The organism is Curtobacterium sp. LFS084 (assembly GCF_047977705.1).
GTDB lineage: Bacteria > Actinomycetota > Actinomycetes > Actinomycetales > Microbacteriaceae > Curtobacterium.
Genome location: NZ_JBFPFM010000013.1, coordinates 11,524 through 33,788, shown reverse-complemented (window position 1 = coordinate 33,788; position 22,265 = coordinate 11,524). Strand labels below are relative to the sequence as shown.

Genomic DNA, 22,265 nt, shown 5'->3' with positions numbered 1-22,265 from the left:
GTGGCGGGGAGGCGCCGGCGCTCAGCGCACCACGTGCGGCGGCGGTGTGCCGTCCCAGCCGCCGTCCGCCGGCCCCGACCGCCACGGCGCGGGCCAGGCATCGGGTGCGGTCCCCGCCCGGTCGAGCCGGCGGTGCCGACGCAGCACCGTGACGAGGACCACGACGCCGACGGCCGACACGATCGCCAGCCCGATGACGTACAGGGTCGTGGCGACACCGGCGATCGACGCCGGGACGTACCCGTTCCGCGCCGCCGAGAACGGGGTGCCCGTCACGACGAACGCCAGGAGCGTGGAGATCGTCGAGTTCGAGTCCCAGAGCCCGTGCAGCAGCGACACCCCCACGTAGGCGACGAGCGGCGCCCAGGACCACCGGAAGCGGTCCCGGCCGCGGGCGGCGCCGAACAGCACCGCGCCGAGGATCGACGTCCAGAGCACGTGCCCGACGGGCGAGAGCACGGCCCGGACGACCTCGGTCTGCAGCAGGGAGGCCAGGTCGATGCCGCGCGCGGTGATCGCCGCGTTGAACGCGTAGCCCGCCGACTCGAACGCGGCGAACCCGGCACCGACCGTCGCCCCGAGCAGCGCCCCCTGCCTGGCCGTCTTCGGACGGACGCGCCACCCGACGAACAGCAGGAGGACGCCCTTGACGAACTCCTCGACGAAGCCGACGACGATGTACACGAGGGCGTCCTGCTGCAGGTTCGCCTCGAGCAGCGACGCCCCGAGGACGCCGAGGATCCCGCCGACGAAGAACGCGACGATGAGCTGCATCGTGCTCACCGAGCCGGTCACCCGCTCGATGACGAAGAGCACGACAGTGAAGGGCACGAGGAAGCTGCCGAGCAGGATGATCGTCGGGACGAGGTTCGTGTTCAGCGTCGTGATCGTGACGACGATGGTGACGACCCACAGCAGGAACCCGACGAGCAGGGTCTTCCACCACCAGCCGTGGCGGTGGTGCGGGTGGACGGCGCGGACGTCCGTGGACAGGCTCATGGGGCCATGCTGCTCCGTGGCGGCGCGGGTCGTCACGGGAATGCGGCGGGGGCGCCGGACGTAGTCTCTCGGCATGAGCGATGCATCCTTCGACAAGGTCACGATGTTCGGTGCGGACTGGTGCCGCGACTGCCGCCGTTCCAAGGCGCTGCTCGACACGCTCGGCGTGGACTACGAGTACGTCGACGTCGAGCAGGACCTGGCGGCCGCGGACCGCGCCGAGGAGATCAGCGGGCGGAAGAACATCCCCGTCGTCGTGCTGCCGAACGGCAAGCACTTCGTCGAGCCGTCCGACGCCGAGCTGCGTTCGGAGCTCGAGGCCGCCGGCGTCGTCTGACGTCGGGTCGCGACGCGACCAGGACGGGAGGCGCGGTGTGCGTCCGACGCGCACCGCGCCTCCCGTCCGCTGGTCGCGTCGACGTCAGTTGTGCGCGGACATCGGATGAATCCGGCATGATGGCCGCGTGATCATCGACGCTCACCACCACCTCTGGGACCCTGCCGACCGGCCGTACCCCTGGATGGACGACTCCGTCGCCCCGATCCGACGCCGCTTCGACGTGGACGACCTGCGCCGGGCGACGGCAGGCACGGACGTCCGCCGGACGATCGCCGTGCAGGCCGTGCACGATGCCGACGAGACCGCCTGGCTCCTGGCGCAACCGGCACCGGTCGCCGGGGTCGTGGGGTGGGTCGACCTCACCGCGTCCGACGTGGCCGATCGGCTGGCGTCGATCCGGAGCAGCACCGGCGGCGACCGACTGGTCGGCATCCGGCACCAGGCGCAGGACGAGCCCGACCCCGCCTGGCTCGCCCGCCCCGAGGTGGTCCGTGGCGTCCGGGCGGTCGCCAGCGCCGGCTTGGCGTTCGACCTGCTCGTCCGTGCCCGCGAGCACGAGGCGGCGGTCGCCCTCGTCGACGCGGTACCGGAGGGGTCGTTCATCCTCGACCACGCCGGCAAGCCGACGATCGACACCGGGGACTCCGCGTGGCCGGACCGGATGCGGGAGCTCGCCGCCCGGCCGAACGTGACGTGCAAGGTGTCGGGGCTCCTCACCGAGGCCGGCACCGACTGGCGGGAGCGTCCCGTCGCCCGGTACGCCCGCATGGTCGTCGAGCACTTCGGCCCCGACCGCTCGCTGTTCGGGTCCGACTGGCCGGTGTCGACGCTGGCCGCCGGGTACGCCGAGGTGCTGCGGACGACGGGCGACGCACTCGCCGACCTCTCGTCGACCGAACGCGACGCGGTCTTCCGGGGAACGGCCGAGCGTGTGTACCTTGCCGGAGCGCCCACGCAGACATAGGATGTTTCCGCTGCACCGGCGCAGCAGGAGAGCGAGGAACGATGCGGTTCGCACGACTTGGCCCGGCGGGGAGCGAGATCCCCGTGGCGATCGACGACGACGGCGAGGTCCTCGACCTCCGGAGCCTCACGAGCGACATCAGCGGTGGCTTCCTGGCGTCCGACCCCGGTCCCGACGCGCTCGTCCGGCACGCCCGCGCCGCCGGCGACCTGCCCGTGCTCGACCGTGCGGACGACCTCCGGCGCGGAGCGCCCGTCGCCCGGCCCGGCAAGGTCGTCTGCATCGGCCTGAACTACCGCGACCACGCCGCCGAGACCGGTGCCGAGATCCCCACCGAGCCGATCGTGTTCATGAAGGACCCGATGACGGTGATCGGCCCCGACGACGAGGTCATGATCCCGCGCGGCAGCGAGAAGACCGACTGGGAGATCGAACTCGCGATCGTGATCGGCACGACGGCCAGGTACTGCGCGTCCGAGGACGAGGCCGCGGCGCACATCGCCGGGTACGCCATCGCCAACGACGTCTCCGAGCGGGCGTTCCAGCTCGAGCGCGGCGGGCAGTGGGACAAGGGCAAGTCGTGCGAGACGTTCAATCCGCTCGGCCCGTGGCTCGTCACCCCGGCGGCGCTCGAGGCGGACGGGCTCGACCCGGACGCGCTGTCACTGCAGCTCCGGGTCAACGGCGACCTGCGGCAGGACGGCAGCACCCGGGACATGATCTTCCGGCCGGCCGAGATCGTCCGGTACCTCTCGCAGTTCATGGTGCTGTACCCGGGCGACGTGATCAGCACCGGGACGCCGGCGGGGGTCGCGCTCGGGAGCGGAGCGCCCTACCTGCGGCCCGGCGACGTCGTCGAGCTCACCGCCGAGGGTCTCGGCTCGCAGCGCCAGACGGTCGGTGCGGCGTGACCGCCGGGACCCACGAGGGCCTGCGCGCGATCGTCACCGGCGGCGCCTCGGGGATCGGTGCCGCGATCGCCGCCGCCCTGCGGGACCGCGGTGCCCGCGTGGCGGTGCTCGACCTGCAGCCCGGCGACGACGACCTGTCGTTCCGCTGCGACGTCGCGTCCGACGACTCCGTCCGCGCGGCGGTGCGGGAGGCGGTGGACGCGCTCGGCGGTCTCGACGTACTGGTGAACAACGCCGGCATCGGCGCCCAGGGCACCGTCGAGGACAACCCCGACGACGAGTGGCGCCGGGTGTACGAGGTGAACGTCCTCGGCGCCGTCCGCCTGTCCCGCGCCTGCCTGCCGCACCTGCGGGAGTCGGACGCCGCGAGCATCGTGAACACCTGCTCGATCGCGGCCACCGCCGGGCTGCCGCAGCGGGCGCTGTACTCCGCGACGAAGGGCGCCGTCGCCGCACTCACCCGTGCGATGGCAGCGGACCACATCCGCGAGGGCATCCGCGTCAACGCCGTGAACCCCGGCACCGCGGACACGCCCTGGGTGGCGCGACTGCTGTCGACGGCGGCGGACCCTGCGGCGGAACGGGCCGCCCTGGAGGCGCGCCAACCGCACGGACGCCTCGTCGCCGCCGACGAGGTCGCCGAGGCCGTCGCGTACCTCACGAGTCCCCTCGCCCGGTCGACGACGGGCGTCGACCTCGCGGTCGACGGCGGGATGCAGGCACTCCGGCTCCGTCCGGCCTGATGGTGCCCGGAGGCGCGGCTATCGTCGTCTTGTCCGCTCACGTCCGCGAGCGGCCGAGCAGGAGGTGGTGACGTGGCGTCGCTGACCGACGATGCGATCGCACGCATCCAGCAGATGATCGTGAGCGGCGAGCTCCAACCCGGGCAGCGCCTCCCGCCCGAGAAGGAGCTGAGCGAGTCGCTCGGCCTGTCCCGCAACAGCCTGCGCGAAGCGGTGAAGGCCCTCGAGCTCATCCGCGTGCTCGACGTCCGACGCGGCGACGGGACCTACGTCACCTCGCTCGAGCCCGCCGTCCTGCTCGAGGCGGTCTCGTTCGTCGTCGACATGCACCACGACCGCTCGCTCGTGGACCTGCTCGAGGTCCGGCGCATCCTGGAACCGGCGTCCGCCGTCCTCGCGACCGCCCGCGCCTCCCAGCAGCAGATCGACGACCTGCACGCGCTCATGCAGTCCGTCGGCGAGGACACCGGCGTCGAGGACCTCGTCGCCCACGACCTCCTCTTCCACTCCACGATCGCGGGCATCGGCGGCAACCAGTACCTGTCCGGCCTGCTCGACGCGCTGTCGAGCAAGACCGTGCGGGTGCGGGTCTGGCGCGGGCTCACGCAGAACGGCTCCGTGCAGCGCACGCTCGACGAGCACGCGGCGATCGTCGACGCGATGCAGCGCCGCGACCCCCAGCTCGTGCAGGCGCTCGTCGTGGCGCACGTCGAGGGCGTCGAGCGCTGGCTGCGGCGGTCGCTCGACTGAAGCCGACAATCCTCCCAGGCAGGGGCGAGTTGGGTCTGACCTCGGCGCTGACTCCGGCAAACCATGCCGCGGCAACCGCACCCACGAGGAGGAAACCGTGCTCGGTCTCATCATCAGCTTGATCATCATCGGACTCATCGCCGGCGCACTCGCCCGGCTCATCGTCCCCGGCAAGCAGCACATCTCGATCCCCATGACCATCCTGCTCGGCATCATCGGGTCGTTCGTGGGTGGGTTCCTCGGGTTCCTGATCTTCCAGCACGACCCGATGGACGGCTTCTTCCAGCCGGCCGGCATCATCGGCTCGATCATCGGTGCGGTCATCGTGCTCTTCATCTACACGCGCTTCGCCGGCCGGAGCGCCCGCACCCGCTAGTCGGACGCACGTCGAACCACGGAACCGACGTCGAACCAGCCACTGCTGCTGGTTCGACGTCGGTTTCGTGGTTCCACCCCGCGCGCGGCGCGTCAGACGGCGAGCAAGCCCGCGGCGCGCAGGTCGTCCCAGAGCGCCCCGGGCACCGTCGCCGCGGCCCGAGCCACGTTGGAGCGCACCTGCTCGGCCGACTGCGCACCGAGGGCGATCGCCCGGACGGCGGCGGCCCGGCGCGGGAACGCGAGCGCGGCCTCCGGCAACGTGACCCCGTGCCGTTCGCAGACGTCCGCGATCGCGTTCGCCCGGTCGACGAGCGCCCGCGGAGCAGTCGCGTAGTCGTACGTCGCCGTGGCGTCCGGCCGCTCCTGCCCGAGCAGCCCCGAGTTGTAGACGCCGACTGCGACCACGGCGACCCCGAGGTCCTCGCACCGTGCGACCAGGGCGGCCGCCGGCTGTTCGAGCAGCGTGTACCGCCCCGCGAGCATCACGACGTCGCACAGGCCCGTCGACACCGCCGCGTCCAGGGCCTCGACCGAGTTCGACCCGACGCCGACTGCCCGCACGACCCCCTCGTCCCGCAGCTCGGCGAGCGTCGGCAGGGCCTGCGTCAACCCGTCCCGCAGCGAGTACACGTCCGGGTCGTGCAGGTACGCGACGTCGACGTGGTCGAGCCCGAGTCGCCCGAGGGACTCGTCGAGGGACCGCCGCACGCCCGACGGCGACGGGTCCCACTGCCGCACCAGGTCGTCCGGGACGGCGAACCCGCCGGAGGCCAGGTCGTCCCCGGCTCCCCGCCCCGGCACGAGCAGGCGTCCGACCTTCGTCGACACCAGGTAGTCGGACCGCGGCCGCTCGGCGAGTGCCCGGCCGAGCCGTCGTTCGGACAGCCCGAGCCCGTAGTGCGGCGCGGTGTCGAACCCGCGCACTCCGCCGTCCCAGGCCGCGTCGACCGTGGCACGGGCGTCCTCGTCGGAGACCTCGCGCAGCAGGTTGCCGATCCCGGCGCCACCGAACCAGAACGGCCCGCGGTCGAGGTCCGGAAGACCGCCGGTCACGCGTCCACCTGCGCCGCGAGCGACCAGACCCGCGGGATCCCGTCGTCGCTGCCGGAGTAGTCGTCGTCCACCTCGAGCAGCGGGTTCACGACCGCCTGCCACTCGGCGTTCACGGGGTCATCGGCGAGCGCCTTCCGCATCGCCCGGTAGTCCTCGACCTCGACGAGGTGGACGAGGTCCTGCCCGTCCCGCCAGATCGTCCAGTCGCGCACACCGGCAGCGCGCAGTCGGGCGGCCAGCTCGGGCGGGACCGAGGCGTGCACGCGTTCGTACGCCGCCTCGCTCCCCGCCCGCAACCGGGTGCGGGTCAGCACGCGCTGCATCAGTCGCGCAGGAACAGCTCGACCACGGGCACCGCGACGTCGGGCCGCACGATCGGCAGCGTGAGCGTCAGCGTCCCCGCGGGCTGACCGCCGAGCCCGGTGTTCTGCGCCCGGGTCCCCGGCGGGATCTCACGGAAGTGGATCTCCGACGCGTCGTTCAGGAGCTGGGCGTACTCGACGCGTCCGGCCAGGTCGGCGAGGTGCACGTGCTCGAACGGCCACGTGAACAGGTGCAGGTACAGCCGGTTCCCGTTCTGGGTGAGGACGGTCCCCGCCGGGGCCGTGAACGAGGACGGTCCGGCGCCGTACACCGACCGGGCGTGCTGACGCATCCACTCCCCGATCCCGGCGAGCGCGGTGCGGGCGACCCCGTCGAACTCGCCGCGACCGGTCGGCCCGACGTTGAGCAGCATGTTCCCGTTGTTCGAGACGCCGTCGACGAGCATGCGCACGAGCAGGTCGGTGCTCTTGACGTTCAGGTTGTCGCGGTCGTAGCCCCACGAGCCGTTCAGCGTCTGGCAGGCCTCCCACGGCACCGGCACGCCGTCGACCTCCATCGGCTTGTCCGGCTGGTACTGCTCCGGCGTGACGATGTCCCCCGGCAGGTCGAGGCGGTCGTTGACGATGATGCCGGGCTGGAGCCGTCGGGTGAGCGCCAGGAGCTCCTCGGAGCCCCAGTCGTCGCGGCCCTTGCCGCCCCAGATGTCCTCGTGGTCGTTGTCGCGGTACGAGAAGTCGTAGAACAGGTAGTCGATCCGCCCGTAGTCCGACAGCAGCTCCGTCACCTGTCCGTGCAGGTACTCCCGGTACCGCGCCATGTCACGGCCCTCGTTCAACGCCGCGATCGCCTCGTCGCCGTCGTCCCGGCGCGGGTGCACACCGTCGACGGTGAAGTCCGGGTGGTGCCAGTCGATGAGCGAGTGGTAGAAGCCGACCCGCAGGCCCTCGGCGCGGACGGCGTCGACGAACTCGCGGACGATGTCGCGGCCGAACGGGGTGTTCGTGGACTTGTAGTCGGTGAGCGCGGAGTCCCAGAGCGCGAAGCCCTCGTGGTGCTTCGTGGTGAGCACGACGTACTTCATGCCGGCCTCGCGGGCGCGACGTGCCCAGTCGGCGGCGTCGAACAGGTCCGGGTCGAAGTGGTCGAAGTACTTCTGGTAGTCCGCGTCGGTGATCCGCTCGCGGTTCTTCACCCACTCGTGCCGGGCGGGCAGGGCGTACAGCCCCCAGTGGATGAACATGCCGAACCGGTCGTGGCGGAACCACGCGGGCAGCCCGGAGGCGTCGGTCGCGGTCTGCGGCTCTGCGGGTGCGGTGATGGTCATGTGGGGCGGTTTCCTTTCTGGGGTGACGGTCGGGAGGCGCGGCGCGCCCTGGCGAGGTCGGCTACCGGCCACCGAGGCCGGAGGTGACGATGCCCTTGACGAGGTGCTTCTGCAGCAGGATCAGCAGGATCACGGTGGGCAGCATCGAGATCACCGACGCCGCCATGACGAGGTTCCACTCGGAACCCTGCTGTCCGAAGAACTGCTGCAGACCGAGCGGGATCGTGCCGTGGGCCTCGACGTCGTTCACCACGACGAGGGGCCACAGGAACGAGTTCCAGTAGGAGATGAACGAGAACACGGCGAGCACGGCCATGGTCGGCCGGGCGAGCGGCAGCATCACCGACACGAAGGTCCGGATCGCGCCGGCGCCGTCCACGCGTGCGGCGTCGTCGAGCTCCTGCGGGACGGTCAGGAAGAACTGCCGGATCAGGAACGCCCCGAGGGCCGTGAACGCCCACGGCACGATGAGCGCCTGGAACGTGTCGACCCAGCCGAAGCCCTGCATCATCACGTACATCGGGATGACGAGGACGTCCTGCGGGATCATCAGCGTCACGAGGAAGAGCAGGAACACGGTGTTCCGGCCCCGCCAGCGCAGCCGTGAGAAGGCGTAGCCGGAGAGCACCGCCACGACGACGTTGATCGCGGTGCCGGCGGCCGCGACGAGGATCCCGTTGAGGATGAATCGGGCGAACGGCAGGTAGGTGAACGCCTGCACGTAGTTGTCCCACTCGAGGGACCGCCCCCAGAGCGTCGGCGGCGTGGTGAACACCTGGTCCGCCGGCTTGAGGCTCGTGGCGACCATGTAGACGAGCGGCGACACGAACAGCAGCGCGACGAGACAGAGCAGCGCGTAGCCGATCGCGTGCCGGACGCGTCCGGGGCGGGGCGCCGAGGCGGTCCGGGGCACGGACCGCGGGTTGACCGTCCGGTTCGCCGTGGTGAACCCGCTCGTGCGGGGTCGGGTCAGCTCACTCATAGTGCACCCACCGCTTCTGTCCGAGGAACTGGACGGCCGTGATCCCGAGGATGATGACGAACAGCACCCAGGCGCCGGCCGAGGCCAGCCCGAGCTGCTGGTTCTGGAAGCCCGTGTTGTAGATGTACTGCACGAGGGTCTCCGTCGCGGTGCCCGGTCCGCCCTTGGTGAGGACGAAGGGCTGTACGAACACCTGGAACGACGTGATGAGGGTCATCATCGTGGCGAAGAACACCGACGGCGAGATGAGCGGGAACTTGATCGCCCAGAACGTCTGCCACGCGTTCGCCCCGTCGAGCTGCGACGCCTCGATCTGGTTCTCCGGGACGGCGTCGAGCGCCGCCGAGAAGATGAGCATGTTGTACCCGAAGCCCTGCCAGACGCTCATCGCGACGATGGCGAGCATCGCCCAGTGCTCGTCGGCGAGGAAGTTCGGAGCCCCGACGCCGACGGTCGACCGCAGGCTCGCGTCGATCGCCCCGCCCGGCTGGTAGAGCATCCGCCAGACCACGACGTTCGCGACGATCGGCGTGATGGTCGGGATGAAGAAGAGGACGCGGAAGACGTGCCGACCGGCGATCCTGGGCGTCAACCAGGCCGCCAGCCCGAGTGACACGACGAGGTTGAGCGGCACGTACAGCACGACGAACAGGGCCGTGTTGAGCGTCACCGTCCGGAACACCGGGTCCTGGAACAGCCGCGCGTAGTTCTCGACGCCCGCCCAGCTGCGTTCGCCGAGCATCGGCCAGTTCATGAAGCTGACGACGAGCGACGCGATGATCGGGAACGCCGTGAAGACGACGAGGCCGATCGAGTGCGGGGCGGCGAAGGCGGCGCCCCACCACGATCGTCGTCCGACGACGCCCGCGGCGTCGCCGCCCCTGGGGCGAGGCGTCGCCGTGCCTGTCGCGACCGCGGTCGCGACGGCGGGGACCGCCGGTGGGTCCTGGATGGTGGTCATGGACGACCTCCTCGTCGTTCGCCGGTTCCTGCTGGGTGGGTCGGACGGGAGGCGCGGGGCGGGGTCGACCCGCGCCTCCCGTCCGTCAGACGGTCACGTCGGTCACTGCGTGCCGAGCTGGCCGGCGATCGAGGACATCGTGTCCTTGCCGGACGTCTGCCCGTTGATCGCCTGGAGCGCGTACTGCGTGAAGAGCTGGCCGAGCTGGTCGCTCTGCTTGTTGCCGGGCAGCGGCGAGGACTTCGCGAGGGCCGCCTTGAGCGCGGTCTCCGCCCCGTCGATGCCGGCGCTGGAGTACCACGCCCCCTGGGCCGCGGTGCGTGCCGGGAAGGCGCGTCCCTGCTCGGCGAGCGACGTGAGCACCTTCTCGCTCGTCATCGTCTGGACGGCCTTGAACGCCTGCTCCGGGTACTTGCACTGCTTCGAGATGCCGAAGCCCGAACCGGCGGCGAAGGTCGACGGGCCCGAGGTCCCGGCCGGCAGCGTCGTGACGCCGAGGTCGAACTGCACCTTGGCCTTCTGGCTGATGAGCGACCACGGACCGTCGGTGTACATCGCCACCTTGCCCGCGGCGAAGTCGTTGCCCGGGGTCGAGGTGTCCGACGACGCCTCGGTCGCGTAGCCCTTCTTCACGAGGCTGGCGAGCCAGTCGAGGCCGTCCGCGAACTTCGGGTCCGTGGCGTCGATCTTGCCGGCCTCGGTGATCACGCGGCCGCCGTTGTAGCCGTAGATCATCGACTCGAGGTTGAGGTCGCCGACGGTCGAGCCGAACTCGGTGATGCCCTTGGCCTTGAGCGCCTTTCCGGCCTGCTCGAAGTCGTCGGTGGTCCAGCCCGGCTCCGGGTCGGCCACGCCGGCCTGCTTGAAGAGGTCCTTGTTGTAGAACATCAGGATGGGCCCGGTGTCGTACGGCAGACCGTAGAGCTTGCCGTCGACCTTCATGCCGTCGAGTGCCGTGCTGTCGTACGCCGACAGGTCGAGCCCGTCGTTCTTCGCGAGGTCGTCGAGCGACAGGAGCGACGAGGTGTAGTTCGCCGCGCGGAGCGACTGCATGCTCACGATGCACTGCGCGCTGCCGGCACTGAGCTGCGTGCTGAGCTTCGTGAAGTAGTTCTCGAACGGGGCGCCCTGGATGGTGAGGGTGATGCCGTCCTCGCTCTTCACGGTGTCGGCGACCTTCTGCCAGGCGGCCTTGTCCTCCTTCCCGGCGATCCACATGGACCAGGTCATGGCGTCCTTCGACTGGCTGCCACCGGCACTGCTGCCGGACGAACAACCAGCCAGGACGAGCGCGGTGGCGGCGGCGGCCGCCAGTCCCGCGACGATTCGGCGTCGGTGCATCGGAGTCTCCACTTCGTCGTGGTGATCGGGGTGAGGGATGGAGCGGATCGGGAGGCGTCAGGCGACGCGCACGGCGTCGGGGACGTCGGTGTCGACGGCGGCCCAGACCGGTCCGTCCGGGAACGCGTGGTCGTCGAGGCTGTCGGCGAGCATCTCGGTCCCGGCACCGGGGGCGGTGGGCGGCCAGTAGCGGCCGTGGTGCACGTCGACCGGGGTCACGAAGTGCTCGTGCAGGTGGTCGACGAACTCGATGCAGCGGGTGTCGAGGTCCCCGGTGAGGGCGACCGCGTCGAACATCGACAGGTGCTGCACCGCCTCGCACAGGCCGACCCCGCCGGCGTGCGGGCACACCCGGACCCCGTGCTTGGCGGCGAGGAGCAGGATCGCGAGGTTCTCGTTCACCCCGGCGACCCGCGTCGCGTCGATCTGCAGCACGGACATCGCGTCCGCCTGGATGAGCTGCTTCGCGATCACCCGGTTCGCCATGTGCTCGCCCGTCGCGACCGGGATCGGGGCGATGCGGCGGGCGATCTCGGCGTGCCCGAGGACGTCGTCGGGGCTGGTCGGCTCCTCGACCCACGCCAGGTCGAACGGACGGAGGCGCTCGATCCACGTGACGGCCTCGTCGACGTCCCAGCGCTGGTTGGCGTCGATCGCGATCCGGACGTCCGGACCGACCGTGGCGCGGGCGATCCCCAGACGTCGGACGTCCTCGTCGAGGTCACCGCCGACCTTGAGCTTGATCTGCGTGAAGCCCTCGTCGACGGCCTCGCGGCAGAGGCGTGCGAGCTTCTCGTCGTCGTAGCCGAGCCAGCCGGGGGTGGTCGTGTACGCCGGGTAGCCGGTCTGCTCCAACCGCCGGCGCCGCTCGGCGCGGAGCGGTTCGGCCGTCCGGAACAGCTCGAGGGCCTCGTCCGGGGTGATGGCGTCGCTCAGGTAGCGGAAGTCCACCAGGTCGACGAGCTCCTCGGGGCGGAGGTCGGCGAGCAGTGCCCACAGCGGCTGTCCGGCGCGCTTCGCCCGGAGGTCCCACAGTGCGTTCACGACGGCCCCGATGGCCATGTGCATGACGCCCTTCTCCGGACCGAGCCAGCGCAGCTGCGAGTCGTGCACGAGGGTGCGCCAGGTCCCGCCCATGTCGGCGAGGACCGCTTCGGCGTCCGCTCCGACGACGTGCTCGCGGAGCGCTGCGATCGCTGCCTCCTGCACCTCGTTGCCGCGTCCGATGGTGAAGACGAAGGCGGCGCCGACGTGCCCGTCGAGGGCGTCCGTCGCGATCTCGACGTAGGCGGCGGAGTAGTCGGGCGCCGGGTTCATGGCGTCGGATCCGTCGTGGTCCCGCGAGGTCGGGAACCGGACGTCGCGGACGCGCAGACCGGTGATGCGGCTCATCGTCTCTCCTACCCGTCCGGTCACCGTCGACCGAACGGACTCATCGAAACATCCGATGTCTTGCCTGTCAAGAGGGACTTTTGCGATGTTCCGGCCACGAAGCGCGGCGAGTGATCGGATGACAGCGTGAGACGGCGGGCAGACGGACAGGAGGCGCGGTGCGGGTCGGACCCGCACCGCGCCTCCTGTCACGGCCGCCACGCCGCCGGCTCGTCGCGCCGGTACCGGCCGGCGGGGCGCTCCTCGTGGACGTGGTCGCGCCGCTCAGGCGGTGGCGAGCAGACCCATCTCCGCGACCACACCGCGGAGCCGGTCCGCCAGGTCGTCGCGGGACGCGACCGTGAACCGGTGCGCGGCCTCGATGACCGCGGCCATGACGAGGGTCACCGCGGTCCGGGCCGTGTCGGCGTCAGCCCGCTCGGCGGCCACCCGGACGATCGCCGTCCGCGCGTCGGCCGTCCACTGCAGCATCGTCGGCACCATCTCCGGCCGTGCCTGCACGAGCGCCTTCATCCGGCGGCGGTCCTCGGGCAGGGTCACGGTCTGCGCCACGAGGTCGCAGAGGTCGGACACGAGCACACCGGAACCGGCGAGGAACCGCGCGCGGGCGTCGTCCGGGACGGTGGTCGACGGCAGTCCGAGGGCCGCGTTGCCCTTCGACGGGAAGTAGTTGAAGAAGGTCCGTGGCGAGACGTCGGCGGCCGCGCAGATCTCCTCGACGGTGACGCCGGCGAGTCCGCGTTCGGTGACGAGCTCGAGGGCGGACCGGTGGATGGCAGCCCGGGTCTGCTGCTTCTTGCGCTCCCGCAGGCCGCTGTCGGCCACCGGGTGGGACTCGATCGTGCTCACTGCTGCTCCTGGTGCGGGCCGGGGCCTCCCGTCCGGTGACGGGAGGCCCCGGTGTCCGCTGCTAGACGCGGTCCCGCTGGACGGGGATCGACCCCGTGCCGGGGGCGGTCGGCGAGCCCATGGTGTCGGCGGCCTTGACCGCCTGGACCTCGAGGTCGTCCGCGGTGCTCGCGCTGTCCGCCTGCTCCTGCAGGGCCGAGCTCTTGCGGAGCGGCGGCGCCTTGAAGAACCAGCTCAGGACGAACGCGAGCAGGATGACCGCGAAGCCGACCCAGTAGACCGTGACGGCCGAGGCGTTGAACCCGGACATGAACGGGCGGGTCAGTGCCGCGTCCGCGCCGTTCAGGTAGGACGTGTCGCTCGTCTCGCTGCTCGAGGAGGCCGAGTCGCCCGTGCCCTTCTCGATCTGCTTCGACAGGGTCGGCGCGAGGTCGTCCACCCAGTAGGTGCGCTGGGCGTCGTCCGACCAGTCGACGACCAGCTTGCCGTCCTGCACCGACGCGTGGGCCTTGTCGGCCGCCGCCGTGAGTGCCTGCTGCTGCACGGCCTCGGGGGCGCCGGTGGTGGCCTGGGTGACCTGGGCGGTGGCCTGGTCGAGGCCGGACTGGACCTGCTGCTTGATCGGCGTGACGATCGGGTTCCAGATCTGGTCCATCACGCCCTGGTTCGCCTTCGCCGTGGCGACGGTCGGGTCGAGCGCGGCGTCGAGCGCACCGGTGAGGTTCTCCTGGTCGGCGGTGGCGTGCAGGATGTTCGCCGGCATGATCGAGAAGAGCACGGACAGGAGCACCGCGGTGCCGAGCGTGCCACCGATCTGGCGGAAGAACGTCGCCGAGCTGGTCGCCACACCCATGTCACGCGGCTGCACCGAGTTCTGCGAGGCGAGGGTGATGCTCTGCATGAGCTGCCCGAGGCCGAGGCCGATCAGGAACATGCCGATCATCAGGAACCAGAGCGGCTTGTCGATCGTCATGAACGTCAGGACGACGTAGCCGAGCGACACGAGCGCCGTGCCGATCACCGGGAAGATCCGGTAGCGGCCGGTGCGGGCGACGATCTGGCCGGACGCGATGGAGGCGATCATGAGCCCACCGATCATCGGCAGGGTCGCGAAGCCCGACTCGGTCGGCGTCAGGCCGGTCACGATCTGCAGGTAGAGCGGGATGGTCAGCATGGCGCCGAACATCGCGAAGCCGACCAGGAACCCGAGGACCGTGGCCATCGAGAAGGTGCCCGAGCGGAAGAGCTTGAGCGGGATGATCGCGTCGTCCTGCATGAGCGTCTCGATGACGAGGAAGGCGACCAGGCCGAGGGCGCCGATCACGTAGCAGGCGATCGCGCCGGCCGAGCCCCAGCCCCAGGTACGGCCCTGTTCGGCCACGAGGAGGAGCGGGACGAGCGTGACGATGACCGAGGTGGCACCCCACCAGTCGATGCGGGGCTTCGCCTTGGCGTCGCCGAACTTCGGCAGGTGCAGGAACGCGATCACCATGAGGAGCGCGGCGATGCCGATCGGGACGTTGATCAGGAAGACCCAGCGCCAGCCGGTGACGCCCAGGATGGTGGAGGCGCCCGAGAACAGGCCGCCGATGAGCGGTCCGATGACGCTCGAGATGCCGAAGACGGCGAGGAAGTAGCCCTGGTACTTGGCACGCTCGCGGGGGGCGAGGATGTCGCCCATGATCGCCAGCGGGAGCGACATCAGCGCACCGGCGCCGATGCCCTGGAAGGCACGGAACGCGGCGAGCATGATCATCGACGTGGACATCGTCGACAGCAGCGAGCCGATGATGAAGACCGCGATGCCGAAGATGTAGAGCGGGCGACGACCGAAGACGTCGGAGAGCTTGCCGTAGATCGGCGTCGTGATCGTCGACGCGATCAGGTAGGCCGTGGTGACCCAGGCCTGCTGGTCGAGCCCGTGCAGGTCGTCACCGATCGTGCGGATCGCGGTGCCGACGATCGTCTGGTCGAGCGACGACAGGAACATGCCGGCCATGAGGCCGTAGATGACGAGGAGGATCTGGCGGTGCGACATGATCGGCTTCCCCGGCGCGCTGGCCGGGGAGTCCTGTCGCCCGCGCTGGACCTCGACGGGAGCGGTGGCAGTGGACAATGCGGGTCCTTCGGGGATGCGTGTGGTGGCTGGAGGTGGTCGCGAGGGACGCCGGAGCGTGTGGCGGGCCGATGACGGCGGGTCAACCTTGCAGACGCTGCAACTTTACATCACCAGCAGGTTTGCCCGCAACGCAATGTTTCCCATTGTGCATGCTTGGTGAACGTCTTCGCAGGTATCGTCGGACGGCATGGGGCGGACGACCTGGACCGACGTGCCGGCGGTGGTACGAACGGGCATCGAGACGGCGCTCGGCGGCGCGGTGGTGCACGCCGTGTCGCAAGCGGGCGGGTACTCCCCCGGCGGTGCCGACCGGGTGGTCACCGAGGGCGGTCGACGCGCATTCGTGAAGACGCTGGCACGGTCCCGCAACCCGGACGGCTTCGGGATGCTCGAGCGCGAGGCCGAGGTGCTCGGGCACCTGCCGTCCACCGTGCAGGCACCGCGGCTCCACACGGTGCTCCGCGCGACCGTGGACGGCGACGACTGGATCGCCCTCGTCATCGAGGACGTCGACGGTCGCCACCCGGGCGGCGCCCGTGACGGCTCGGACATCGGTGCGGTGCTCGACGCCCTCGACACCCTGCCGCCCGCCACCGGAGCCCTCGCGCGGCTCCCCCGGGTCGCGGACGACCTCGTCGTCGAGTTCGCCGCGTGGGACCGGATGCTCGACGGCGGGTTCCCCGGGGTCGTCCCGGCCCACGTGGTGGCCGCCGCACCGGCGTTCGCCGAGGCCGCTCGCGGAGCCGCCGCGGCGACGGACGGGCAGTCGCTGGCGCACGTGGACTGCCGAGCCGACAACCTGCTCGTCGACGCCGACGACGTGGTCTGGATCGTCGACTGGCCGTGGGCCTCGGTCGGCGCGCACTGGCTCGACCCGCTCACGTACCTGCTCGACGTGCTCGTCCGCGGAGAGGACACCGACGTCGAGCACCACCTCGCCACCCACCCGGTGTTCGCCGGTCTGCCGTCGGCGAGCGTGGACGCGGTCCTCGCCGGGTTGGCCGGCACGTTCTTCGAGAAGGCGGCGCGACCGGACATCCCGCACATGCCGACGCTCCGCGACTTCCAGCGGCGCGAGGGGTTGGCCGCGGCCGAGTGGCTGCTCCGACGGTGGGCGGAACGGCCGTCGGGGGAACCGCCGGCGTACCCCGCTGTCCAGGAAGCGTGATCCGGTCGAGCGTACGGTCCCGCTCATGACTGACGAGCACGAAGGCCAGCGCCCGGAAGACGATGCCGCGCGGCTCGGACTCGTCGTCGTCGGCGAGGCGGCAGCGCTGCACTCGGGTGACGAGGCGGCCCTGGACGCGAGCGAGCAGAACATCCGCGACACCGTCGACGAGATGATCGACGAACCGTTGACCGACCGGCAGGAGCAGGTCGTCGAACGACTCGCGTCCGCCGGCGGCACCCTGACGGCGGGCCTCGGCGGAGCCCTCGCCGCCCAGACCGGGCGGAGCGTGGACGACGTCCTCGAGGGGGCCGCGCGGAGCGTCGTCTGGCAGCAACGGCTGGCGGACCAGCGTCGGGGCGCGGAGCGCGACTCGGGCGAGCACGACGGTCGGGGCGAGCGCGAGGACGCCGGTGGCCAGCAGCGCGACCGTCGGGACGACGACGGGCGCGACGAGGACTGATCCCCGCCGCGCCCGCGCCTGGCGCGTGACCGGCTACTCGGCCGTCGCGGACTCCTGCTCACGCACGACCGCACGGGCCGCGGCCTGCCCCGTCGTGGTGCTCTTCACGATGTCGCTCAACGTGAAGCCCGCGGTGGTCCCGAGCAGGGCGTCGACCTCGCTGAACTGGCTGACGACGCTCTTCGAGAGCGCGCCGGCACCGTCCGAGGACACGACGGTCAGCTTGTCGATGTTGCCCATCGGTGCCGCCAGCTCGCGGGCGATGCTCGGCAGCGTCTCGATGGCCTTGACCCGGAGGACCGCCTCGGAGTGCTGGGCGAGGGCGTCCGCCTGGGCCTTGGTGGCGTCGGCCTCGGCCTGACCCTTGGCACGGATCGCGTCGGCTGCCGCCTCGCCCTCGGCGCGGGAGGCGTCGGCGGCGAGCTTGCGGGCCTCGGACTCCGCCTGGGCCTCGGCGGCGATCGCCTCGGCCGAGATGCGTCGGGCCTCGGCCTGGGCCCGGGCGGTCTCGACCTGGGCGGCAGCGGCGGCCTCTGCCTCGACACGGGTCTTGCGGGCCTGGGCCTCGGCGACGGCGGAGACCTCGGACTCGAGCTCGGCGCGGCGGAGCTCGGCACGCTTCTGCGCGGTCAGCTGCTCCTGCTCGACGACGCCCTGGGCGGCACGCGCCTGGGCGAGCGGGCCGGCGGCGGCGGCCTCGGCAGAGGCACGGTCGGCGTCGAGCTGCAGGGCGGCCCGGCGGATCGCGAGCGTGTTCTCCGCCTCGGCGATCGCCTGGTCGGCCGTGGCACGGGCCTCGCGGGCTTCACGGTCGGCCTGGGCCTCGGCGTTCTCGGCCTCGAGCCGGACCCGGGCGCGCTCGGCACGGCCGAGGTCGCTGATGTAGTCGTTGCGGTCCGAGATGCCCTTGATCTCGAACGAGTCGACGTCGAGCCCCTGGCTGTGCAGCGCGTCCTTCGCGACGTCGAGCACGGCGACCGTCAGCTGGTCGCGGTTGCGGATGATCGTCGACACGTCGGTCGCACCGATCGACGCACGGAGGGAACCGGACAGGACCTCGCGCGCGAAGTCGTCGATCTTCTTCTCCTGGCCGAGGAATCGCTGTGCTGCCGCCCGGATCGAGGCGTCGGCCTCGCCCACCTTGACGAGTGCCACGGCCTCGACGTCGATGGTCACGCCGCGCGAGTCCTGGGCGTTGACGTTGATGTCGATGGCCCGCGAGCTCAGCGAGATCTTGGCGACCCGCTCGAAGAACGGCCGGACCAGCACACCGGCTCCGAGGACGACCTTGATGCCGGACTCGACCGTCTCGGTGCCGTCCGGGTTCTTCACCTTGCGGGACCGCTTGCCGGTGATGATGAGTGCTTCGTCGGCGCCGGCGTTCCGGTAGACGAGCTTCGCGTAGATCAGGACGACGACCGCCAGGACGACGATCCCCACCACGATCAGCGGGACGGCTCCGAGTGCGAACAGGACTTCCATGACTCCCCCTCGCGGAACGGGTCACCGGCGGCGACCTGGATTCCGCATCTGTTGTTCTGTCGGTCTCCATCCTAGGAGCGCGCGGGGACGGACAGGAGGCTCCCACCGGGCACGGCCGAACCGCCGCTGGCGCGTCGCTCCGGAACCGGCCGGCGGGGCCCAGGTGCGGGTCGGACCCGCACCGCGCCTCCTGGACGGGGTGGCTCGAGCGTCTACGCGCCCTGGCGCCACCACGCGTCGAAGGGCGTCGCCGGGACCTGGCGCTTGTGCTCGGTCGCCCGGTAGCGCGACTCGATCGCCTCGGCCACCTCGACCGGGACGTCGTGGCCCTGCAGGTAGGCGTCGATCTCGGCGTAGGACAGGCCGAGGTTCGCCTCGTCCGTCTGCCCGGGGGTCTCGTCGAGCAGGTCGGCGGTGGGGGCCTTCTCGTACAGCCGCGCCGGCGCGCCGAGGTGTTCGAGCAGCTGTCGGCCCTGGCTCTTCGTCAGGCCCGTGAGCGGGGTGAGGTCGACGCCGCCGTCGCCGTACTTCGTGAAGAAGCCGGTCACGGCCTCGGCCGCGTGGTCGGTCCCGACGACGAGCAGGCCGCGCTGCCCGGCGACGGCGTACTGCGCGACCATGCGCATGCGGGCCTTCACGTTGCCCTTGACGAAGTCGCTCAGCTCCACGCCGGAGGCAGCGGTGTCCTGCACCACACCGTCGACGCCGTGCTCGATGTTGACGGTGATGCCGGGGTCGGCGCCGATGAACCGCAGCGCGAGCTGGGCGTCGTCCTCGTCGGCCTGCACGCGGTACGGCATGCGCACGGTCGTGAAGGACGCGTCGTGCCCGTCGGCACGGAGCGACTCGACGGCGAGCTGGGTCAGCTTGCCGGCGAGGGTCGAGTCCTGCCCGCCACTGATCGCGAGGAGGTACCCCTTCGCGCCGGTGGTGAGCAGGTAGTCGCGGAGGAACCCGACCCGGCGGTCGATCTCCTGCTGCGGGTCGATGGTCGGCTGGACGTCGAGGTCTGCCGCGATCTGGGCTTGGAGTTCACGCACCACCCCAGTATCCCGCTGCACCGGCCGCGTGCACAGGCTTCAGTGCACGCGATCCGCGCCGATCGGCCGGATCGTGTTGTCGTGGTCCGCACCGATCGCGCAGGTGCAGACGACGCCGATGGTCTCCTGGGCCCGGGTCAGCACGAAGCGTTCGACGTGCGGGGGTCCGACGTGGCGGTCGAGCGGGTGGGTGTCGTGGTCGTGCACGGAGGTCCTCACGTCGCGAGCGGGAGCAGGAGCGGGAGCGGCCGACCGGTGGGACCGGTCGGCCGGGGGAGCAGCTGGAAGAGTGCCGGTGCGGTGGTGGCCCGAACCGCCACCGCACCGGCGGGACCGCGACGACCCGAAACGCGCCGCGGGCCCGGGAGACGGGCGCCGGTCACGACCGACGCCCGTCAGGGTCAGACCCGACGCATGCGACGGGCGACGAGCGTCCCGCCACCGGCGGCGAGGAGCAGCCCGGCGAGGAGCAGCATCGGCAGGACCTCGGCACCGGTGAAGGCGAGGTTGCCGGTCCCGGCACCGCTGCCGTTCCCGACACCGCCGGCACCGCCACCGCCCGTGCCGCCGCCGGCACCCGGCGTGCCGGGCGTACCGGGCGTGCCCGGGTCGGTGGGGTCGGTCGGGTCGACCGGGGCCGCGGCGACCGCGAAGGTCACCGTGTCGGGGTCGCTCACGAGCGTGCCGATGGTCTCGATCGCCTCGGCCTCGTGGTCACCGACGGCGACCCCGGGGAACGTGACGGTCCAGGTGCCGTCCTCGTCGGCGACGGTCGACTGCGTGCCCTCGTCGTCGCCGTCGAGCGTGACGTCGACGTCGGCGCCCGGCTCGGCGGTCCCCGTCACCGGGACGTCGGTGGTGTCGTCGTCGGTCTCCACGGCGTAGTCCGTGCCGTCCTCGGGCGAGGTGATGACGATGCCCGCGAACGGGTCGGCCTGCACGGTCGCCGTGGCGAGGTCGACCGTCGCCAGGTCGGCCGCCGGGACGAGCTGCAGGCGGACGGCCCGGACCGTGGTGGCCCCGGTGTCGTCGGCCGTCGGCTCGGTGAAGGACGGGTCGGTCTGCGAGTTGATCGTGACCGACACGACCTCGTTCACGACGTCGAGCAGCGGGTCGAGGGCGGTGACGGTCGAGGTGATCGTCGTGACCAGGGTCTGCACGGTCTCCGCGACGAAGTCGCCGCCGAGGACGTCACCGAGGATGCCGGTGAGCCCCGGGACGATGGTCGACCCGAGCAGCGGCTGCAGCAGCGGGTCGAGCTCGTCGAGCACCGGGGCGAGGATCCCGGTCCCGGCGACCGCGAGCGTGGCGCCGTCGCCGGTGCCGAGCAGGTCGCCGACCGTGGTGTCGACCGTCAGGGTGAGGCCCGCGACGTCCGCGCCGAGGAGGTCGACGCCCGTGTTGACGACGAGCTGCACGTCGGCGACGTCCAGCGCGTTCGTGAGGCTGGTGGTGAGCAGCGCGGGGAGCTGGTCGGTCAGGATGTCCGAGATCGCGCCGGTGATCTGGGCGTTGATCGTCGCGTCGTCGAGCAGCGTGGTGTTCGCCGGCAGGTCGTTCAGCGTGTAGAGCTGCGCGAGGTCGATCGTGACGACGCCGGAGGACAGGTCGATCGTGACCGGCCCGTCGGTGAGCGGCTGCTGCGTCACGCTGGCGAGCGCGCCCTGCAGGTCGATGTCCGCGGTCAGCTGGGCGGTGGTGTCCTCGAGCGTCAGCGTGCCGAGCCCGAGGGTGTTCACCGCGTCGGTCACCGGGTCGAGCAGCGCGTCGGTGAGCTCGGTGGTGCGACCGTCCTCGCCGATCGCCGTGTTCACGGTGTCGTCGGTCGTGCCGAGCGTCGTGTCCAGCGAGGTCACGAGCTGCTGGACGGCCGGGCTCACGAGCCGGACCTGCGCACCCGCGACCTGGTAGTCGGTGGTGACGTCCGAGCCGTCGAACGTGCGCGTCGCCTCGGCGCGGGCCGACAGGGCACCGAGACCGACCGAGAGCTCGCTCACGACGTCGTCGACGTCGATCCCGCCGAGCAGCGGGGTGAGGTTGACGGTCGCGCCGGCGCCGGGGGTGCCCGGGCCGACCTGGATCGCGCCGTCGGCACCGACCGCGCCGGCGGCGGCGACCGCCGAGGTGGTGTCCGTGCTCGCGACCTGGCCGGCGACGCCGACGTTCACGAGGCCGTTCTGGCCGAGCAGCTGGATGCCGCCGGGGACGGTGATCCCGAGGCTGTCCAGCACCGAGAGGTCGAGCGGGTCCGACTGCCCGGCGGTCGTCCCGCCGGGCGCTGTGGCCCCGAAGGACCCGGCGAGCGCCGCGACGGTGTCGAGGTCGACGGTTCCGCTGCCGGCGACGAGCCGACCCTCGGCCTGGGTCACGTCGCTCGCGGCGGCGTGCGCGGGGAGGGCTGCTCCCCCGATGATCACGGCCGCGACGGTGGCCGTGGCGCCCGCGCGGAGCGCGAAGCGTGTTGCAGTGCGTGGCATGGTGCCTCTTCCTCCAGGCGGAGGTCGTCCGCCTGCTGATCCATCCCCCGCTGGTGGGCGGGGGATCCGACGGGCGCGCTGGTGGGGCGGCCCGGAGTCACGTGTGCGCGTCGTGCTGCGCGCGGGCGCGGCTATCCGGAGTGATCACCTCCGGCGAGGCGGGGAGCGGTGCAGGCAGCGTCCACGGACGGGCGCATCGATCGTG

The 22,265-nt window shown here is 71.5% G+C and carries 22 protein-coding genes; 8 read left to right on the top strand and 14 right to left on the bottom strand.

Translation table 11 applies throughout. From position 1 onward, the window contains the following. Positions 1-21: 21 nt before the first annotated feature. Positions 22-999, bottom strand: coding sequence for a PrsW family intramembrane metalloprotease (locus ACNQOV_RS09455; RefSeq protein WP_416394302.1), 978 nt, complete (start codon positions 997-999; stop codon positions 22-24). A 73-nt stretch (positions 1,000-1,072) separates the two neighbouring features. On the opposite strand from ACNQOV_RS09455, the gene ACNQOV_RS09450 reads away from it, so the two are divergent. From ACNQOV_RS09450 to ACNQOV_RS09425, 6 genes are all read left to right on the top strand, one after another. Then, on the top strand, positions 1,073-1,336 hold the full coding sequence (locus ACNQOV_RS09450; protein WP_416394301.1) for a glutaredoxin family protein: 264 nt from the start codon (positions 1,073-1,075) through the stop codon (positions 1,334-1,336). 127 nt (positions 1,337-1,463) lie between these two features. After that, positions 1,464-2,303 carry an amidohydrolase family protein gene (locus tag ACNQOV_RS09445; RefSeq protein WP_416394300.1) on the top strand — a complete coding sequence of 280 codons (840 nt, stop codon included), beginning with the start codon at positions 1,464-1,466 and terminating at the stop codon, positions 2,301-2,303. A 41-nt stretch (positions 2,304-2,344) separates the two neighbouring features. Continuing rightward, the gene (locus tag ACNQOV_RS09440; RefSeq protein ID WP_416394299.1) at positions 2,345-3,214 is read left to right on the top strand and encodes a fumarylacetoacetate hydrolase family protein; all 870 of its coding nucleotides are present in this window, start codon (positions 2,345-2,347) and stop codon (positions 3,212-3,214) included. After that, on the top strand, positions 3,211-3,957 hold the full coding sequence (locus ACNQOV_RS09435; protein ID WP_416394298.1) for an SDR family NAD(P)-dependent oxidoreductase: 747 nt from the start codon (positions 3,211-3,213) through the stop codon (positions 3,955-3,957). The genes ACNQOV_RS09440 and ACNQOV_RS09435 overlap by 4 nt, the downstream gene beginning before the upstream one ends. Positions 3,958-4,029: 72 nt before the next feature. Then, the gene (locus ACNQOV_RS09430) at positions 4,030-4,707 is read left to right on the top strand and encodes a FadR/GntR family transcriptional regulator (protein WP_022908592.1); all 678 of its coding nucleotides are present in this window, start codon (positions 4,030-4,032) and stop codon (positions 4,705-4,707) included. A gap of 97 nt (positions 4,708-4,804) precedes the next feature. Next, on the top strand, positions 4,805-5,083 hold the full coding sequence (locus tag ACNQOV_RS09425) for a GlsB/YeaQ/YmgE family stress response membrane protein (protein ID WP_416394297.1): 279 nt from the start codon (positions 4,805-4,807) through the stop codon (positions 5,081-5,083). Between the two features lie 92 nt (positions 5,084-5,175). Here ACNQOV_RS09425 and ACNQOV_RS09420 read toward each other — a convergent pair whose 3' ends face one another. The 9 genes from ACNQOV_RS09420 to ACNQOV_RS09380 all read right to left on the bottom strand — a co-directional run bounded on the left by ACNQOV_RS09420 (position 5,176) and on the right by ACNQOV_RS09380 (position 15,349). Further along, on the bottom strand, positions 5,176-6,138 hold the full coding sequence (locus tag ACNQOV_RS09420; protein WP_416394296.1) for an aldo/keto reductase: 963 nt from the start codon (positions 6,136-6,138) through the stop codon (positions 5,176-5,178). After that, positions 6,135-6,461 carry an L-rhamnose mutarotase gene (locus tag ACNQOV_RS09415; RefSeq protein ID WP_022908589.1) on the bottom strand — a complete coding sequence of 109 codons (327 nt, stop codon included), beginning with the start codon at positions 6,459-6,461 and terminating at the stop codon, positions 6,135-6,137. Before ACNQOV_RS09415 ends, ACNQOV_RS09420 begins: the two co-directional genes overlap by 4 nt. Beyond that, on the bottom strand, positions 6,461-7,786 hold the full coding sequence (locus tag ACNQOV_RS09410; RefSeq protein ID WP_022908588.1) for an alpha-L-fucosidase: 1,326 nt from the start codon (positions 7,784-7,786) through the stop codon (positions 6,461-6,463). The genes ACNQOV_RS09415 and ACNQOV_RS09410 overlap by 1 nt, the downstream gene beginning before the upstream one ends. Before the next feature lie 61 nt (positions 7,787-7,847). Continuing rightward, on the bottom strand, positions 7,848-8,768 hold the full coding sequence (locus ACNQOV_RS09405; protein ID WP_022908587.1) for a carbohydrate ABC transporter permease: 921 nt from the start codon (positions 8,766-8,768) through the stop codon (positions 7,848-7,850). Continuing rightward, positions 8,761-9,729, bottom strand: coding sequence for a carbohydrate ABC transporter permease (locus tag ACNQOV_RS09400; protein WP_022908586.1), 969 nt, complete (start codon positions 9,727-9,729; stop codon positions 8,761-8,763). Before ACNQOV_RS09400 ends, ACNQOV_RS09405 begins: the two co-directional genes overlap by 8 nt. 102 nt (positions 9,730-9,831) lie before the next feature. Next, a complete protein-coding gene (locus ACNQOV_RS09395) occupies positions 9,832-11,070 on the bottom strand; it encodes an ABC transporter substrate-binding protein (RefSeq protein WP_022908585.1) in 1,239 nt (412 codons plus the stop codon). Positions 11,071-11,127: 57 nt separating this feature from the next. Further along, positions 11,128-12,462 carry an enolase C-terminal domain-like protein gene (locus ACNQOV_RS09390; protein ID WP_416394295.1) on the bottom strand — a complete coding sequence of 445 codons (1,335 nt, stop codon included), beginning with the start codon at positions 12,460-12,462 and terminating at the stop codon, positions 11,128-11,130. Positions 12,463-12,726: 264 nt separating this feature from the next. Then, entirely contained in the window at positions 12,727-13,311 is a 585-nt protein-coding gene (locus ACNQOV_RS09385) for a TetR/AcrR family transcriptional regulator (protein ID WP_402267124.1), read from the bottom strand. A gap of 61 nt (positions 13,312-13,372) precedes the next feature. After that, on the bottom strand, positions 13,373-15,349 hold the full coding sequence (locus tag ACNQOV_RS09380) for an MDR family MFS transporter (protein ID WP_416394330.1): 1,977 nt from the start codon (positions 15,347-15,349) through the stop codon (positions 13,373-13,375). A gap of 268 nt (positions 15,350-15,617) precedes the next feature. Here ACNQOV_RS09380 and ACNQOV_RS09375 point away from each other — a divergent pair, with 268 nt between their 5' ends. Together ACNQOV_RS09375 and ACNQOV_RS09370 are read left to right on the top strand one after the other, a co-directional pair. Continuing rightward, positions 15,618-16,598 carry a hypothetical protein gene (locus tag ACNQOV_RS09375; protein ID WP_416394294.1) on the top strand — a complete coding sequence of 327 codons (981 nt, stop codon included), beginning with the start codon at positions 15,618-15,620 and terminating at the stop codon, positions 16,596-16,598. A 25-nt stretch (positions 16,599-16,623) separates the two neighbouring features. Beyond that, positions 16,624-17,061 carry a hypothetical protein gene (locus ACNQOV_RS09370; RefSeq protein ID WP_416394293.1) on the top strand — a complete coding sequence of 146 codons (438 nt, stop codon included), beginning with the start codon at positions 16,624-16,626 and terminating at the stop codon, positions 17,059-17,061. Positions 17,062-17,094: 33 nt separating this feature from the next. Here ACNQOV_RS09370 and ACNQOV_RS09365 read toward each other — a convergent pair whose 3' ends face one another. The 4 genes from ACNQOV_RS09365 to ACNQOV_RS09350 all read right to left on the bottom strand — a co-directional run bounded on the left by ACNQOV_RS09365 (position 17,095) and on the right by ACNQOV_RS09350 (position 22,060). After that, the gene (locus ACNQOV_RS09365) at positions 17,095-18,543 is read right to left on the bottom strand and encodes an SPFH domain-containing protein (RefSeq protein ID WP_022905699.1); all 1,449 of its coding nucleotides are present in this window, start codon (positions 18,541-18,543) and stop codon (positions 17,095-17,097) included. A 212-nt stretch (positions 18,544-18,755) separates the two neighbouring features. Continuing rightward, the gene (gene nadE, locus ACNQOV_RS09360; RefSeq protein WP_031261309.1) at positions 18,756-19,583 is read right to left on the bottom strand and encodes an ammonia-dependent NAD(+) synthetase; all 828 of its coding nucleotides are present in this window, start codon (positions 19,581-19,583) and stop codon (positions 18,756-18,758) included. 39 nt (positions 19,584-19,622) lie between these two features. Then, the gene (locus ACNQOV_RS09355) at positions 19,623-19,802 is read right to left on the bottom strand and encodes a hypothetical protein (protein WP_416394292.1); all 180 of its coding nucleotides are present in this window, start codon (positions 19,800-19,802) and stop codon (positions 19,623-19,625) included. Between the two features lie 182 nt (positions 19,803-19,984). Beyond that, on the bottom strand, positions 19,985-22,060 hold the full coding sequence (locus tag ACNQOV_RS09350) for a choice-of-anchor G family protein (RefSeq protein ID WP_416394291.1): 2,076 nt from the start codon (positions 22,058-22,060) through the stop codon (positions 19,985-19,987). Between the last annotated feature and the right edge of the window lie 205 nt (positions 22,061-22,265).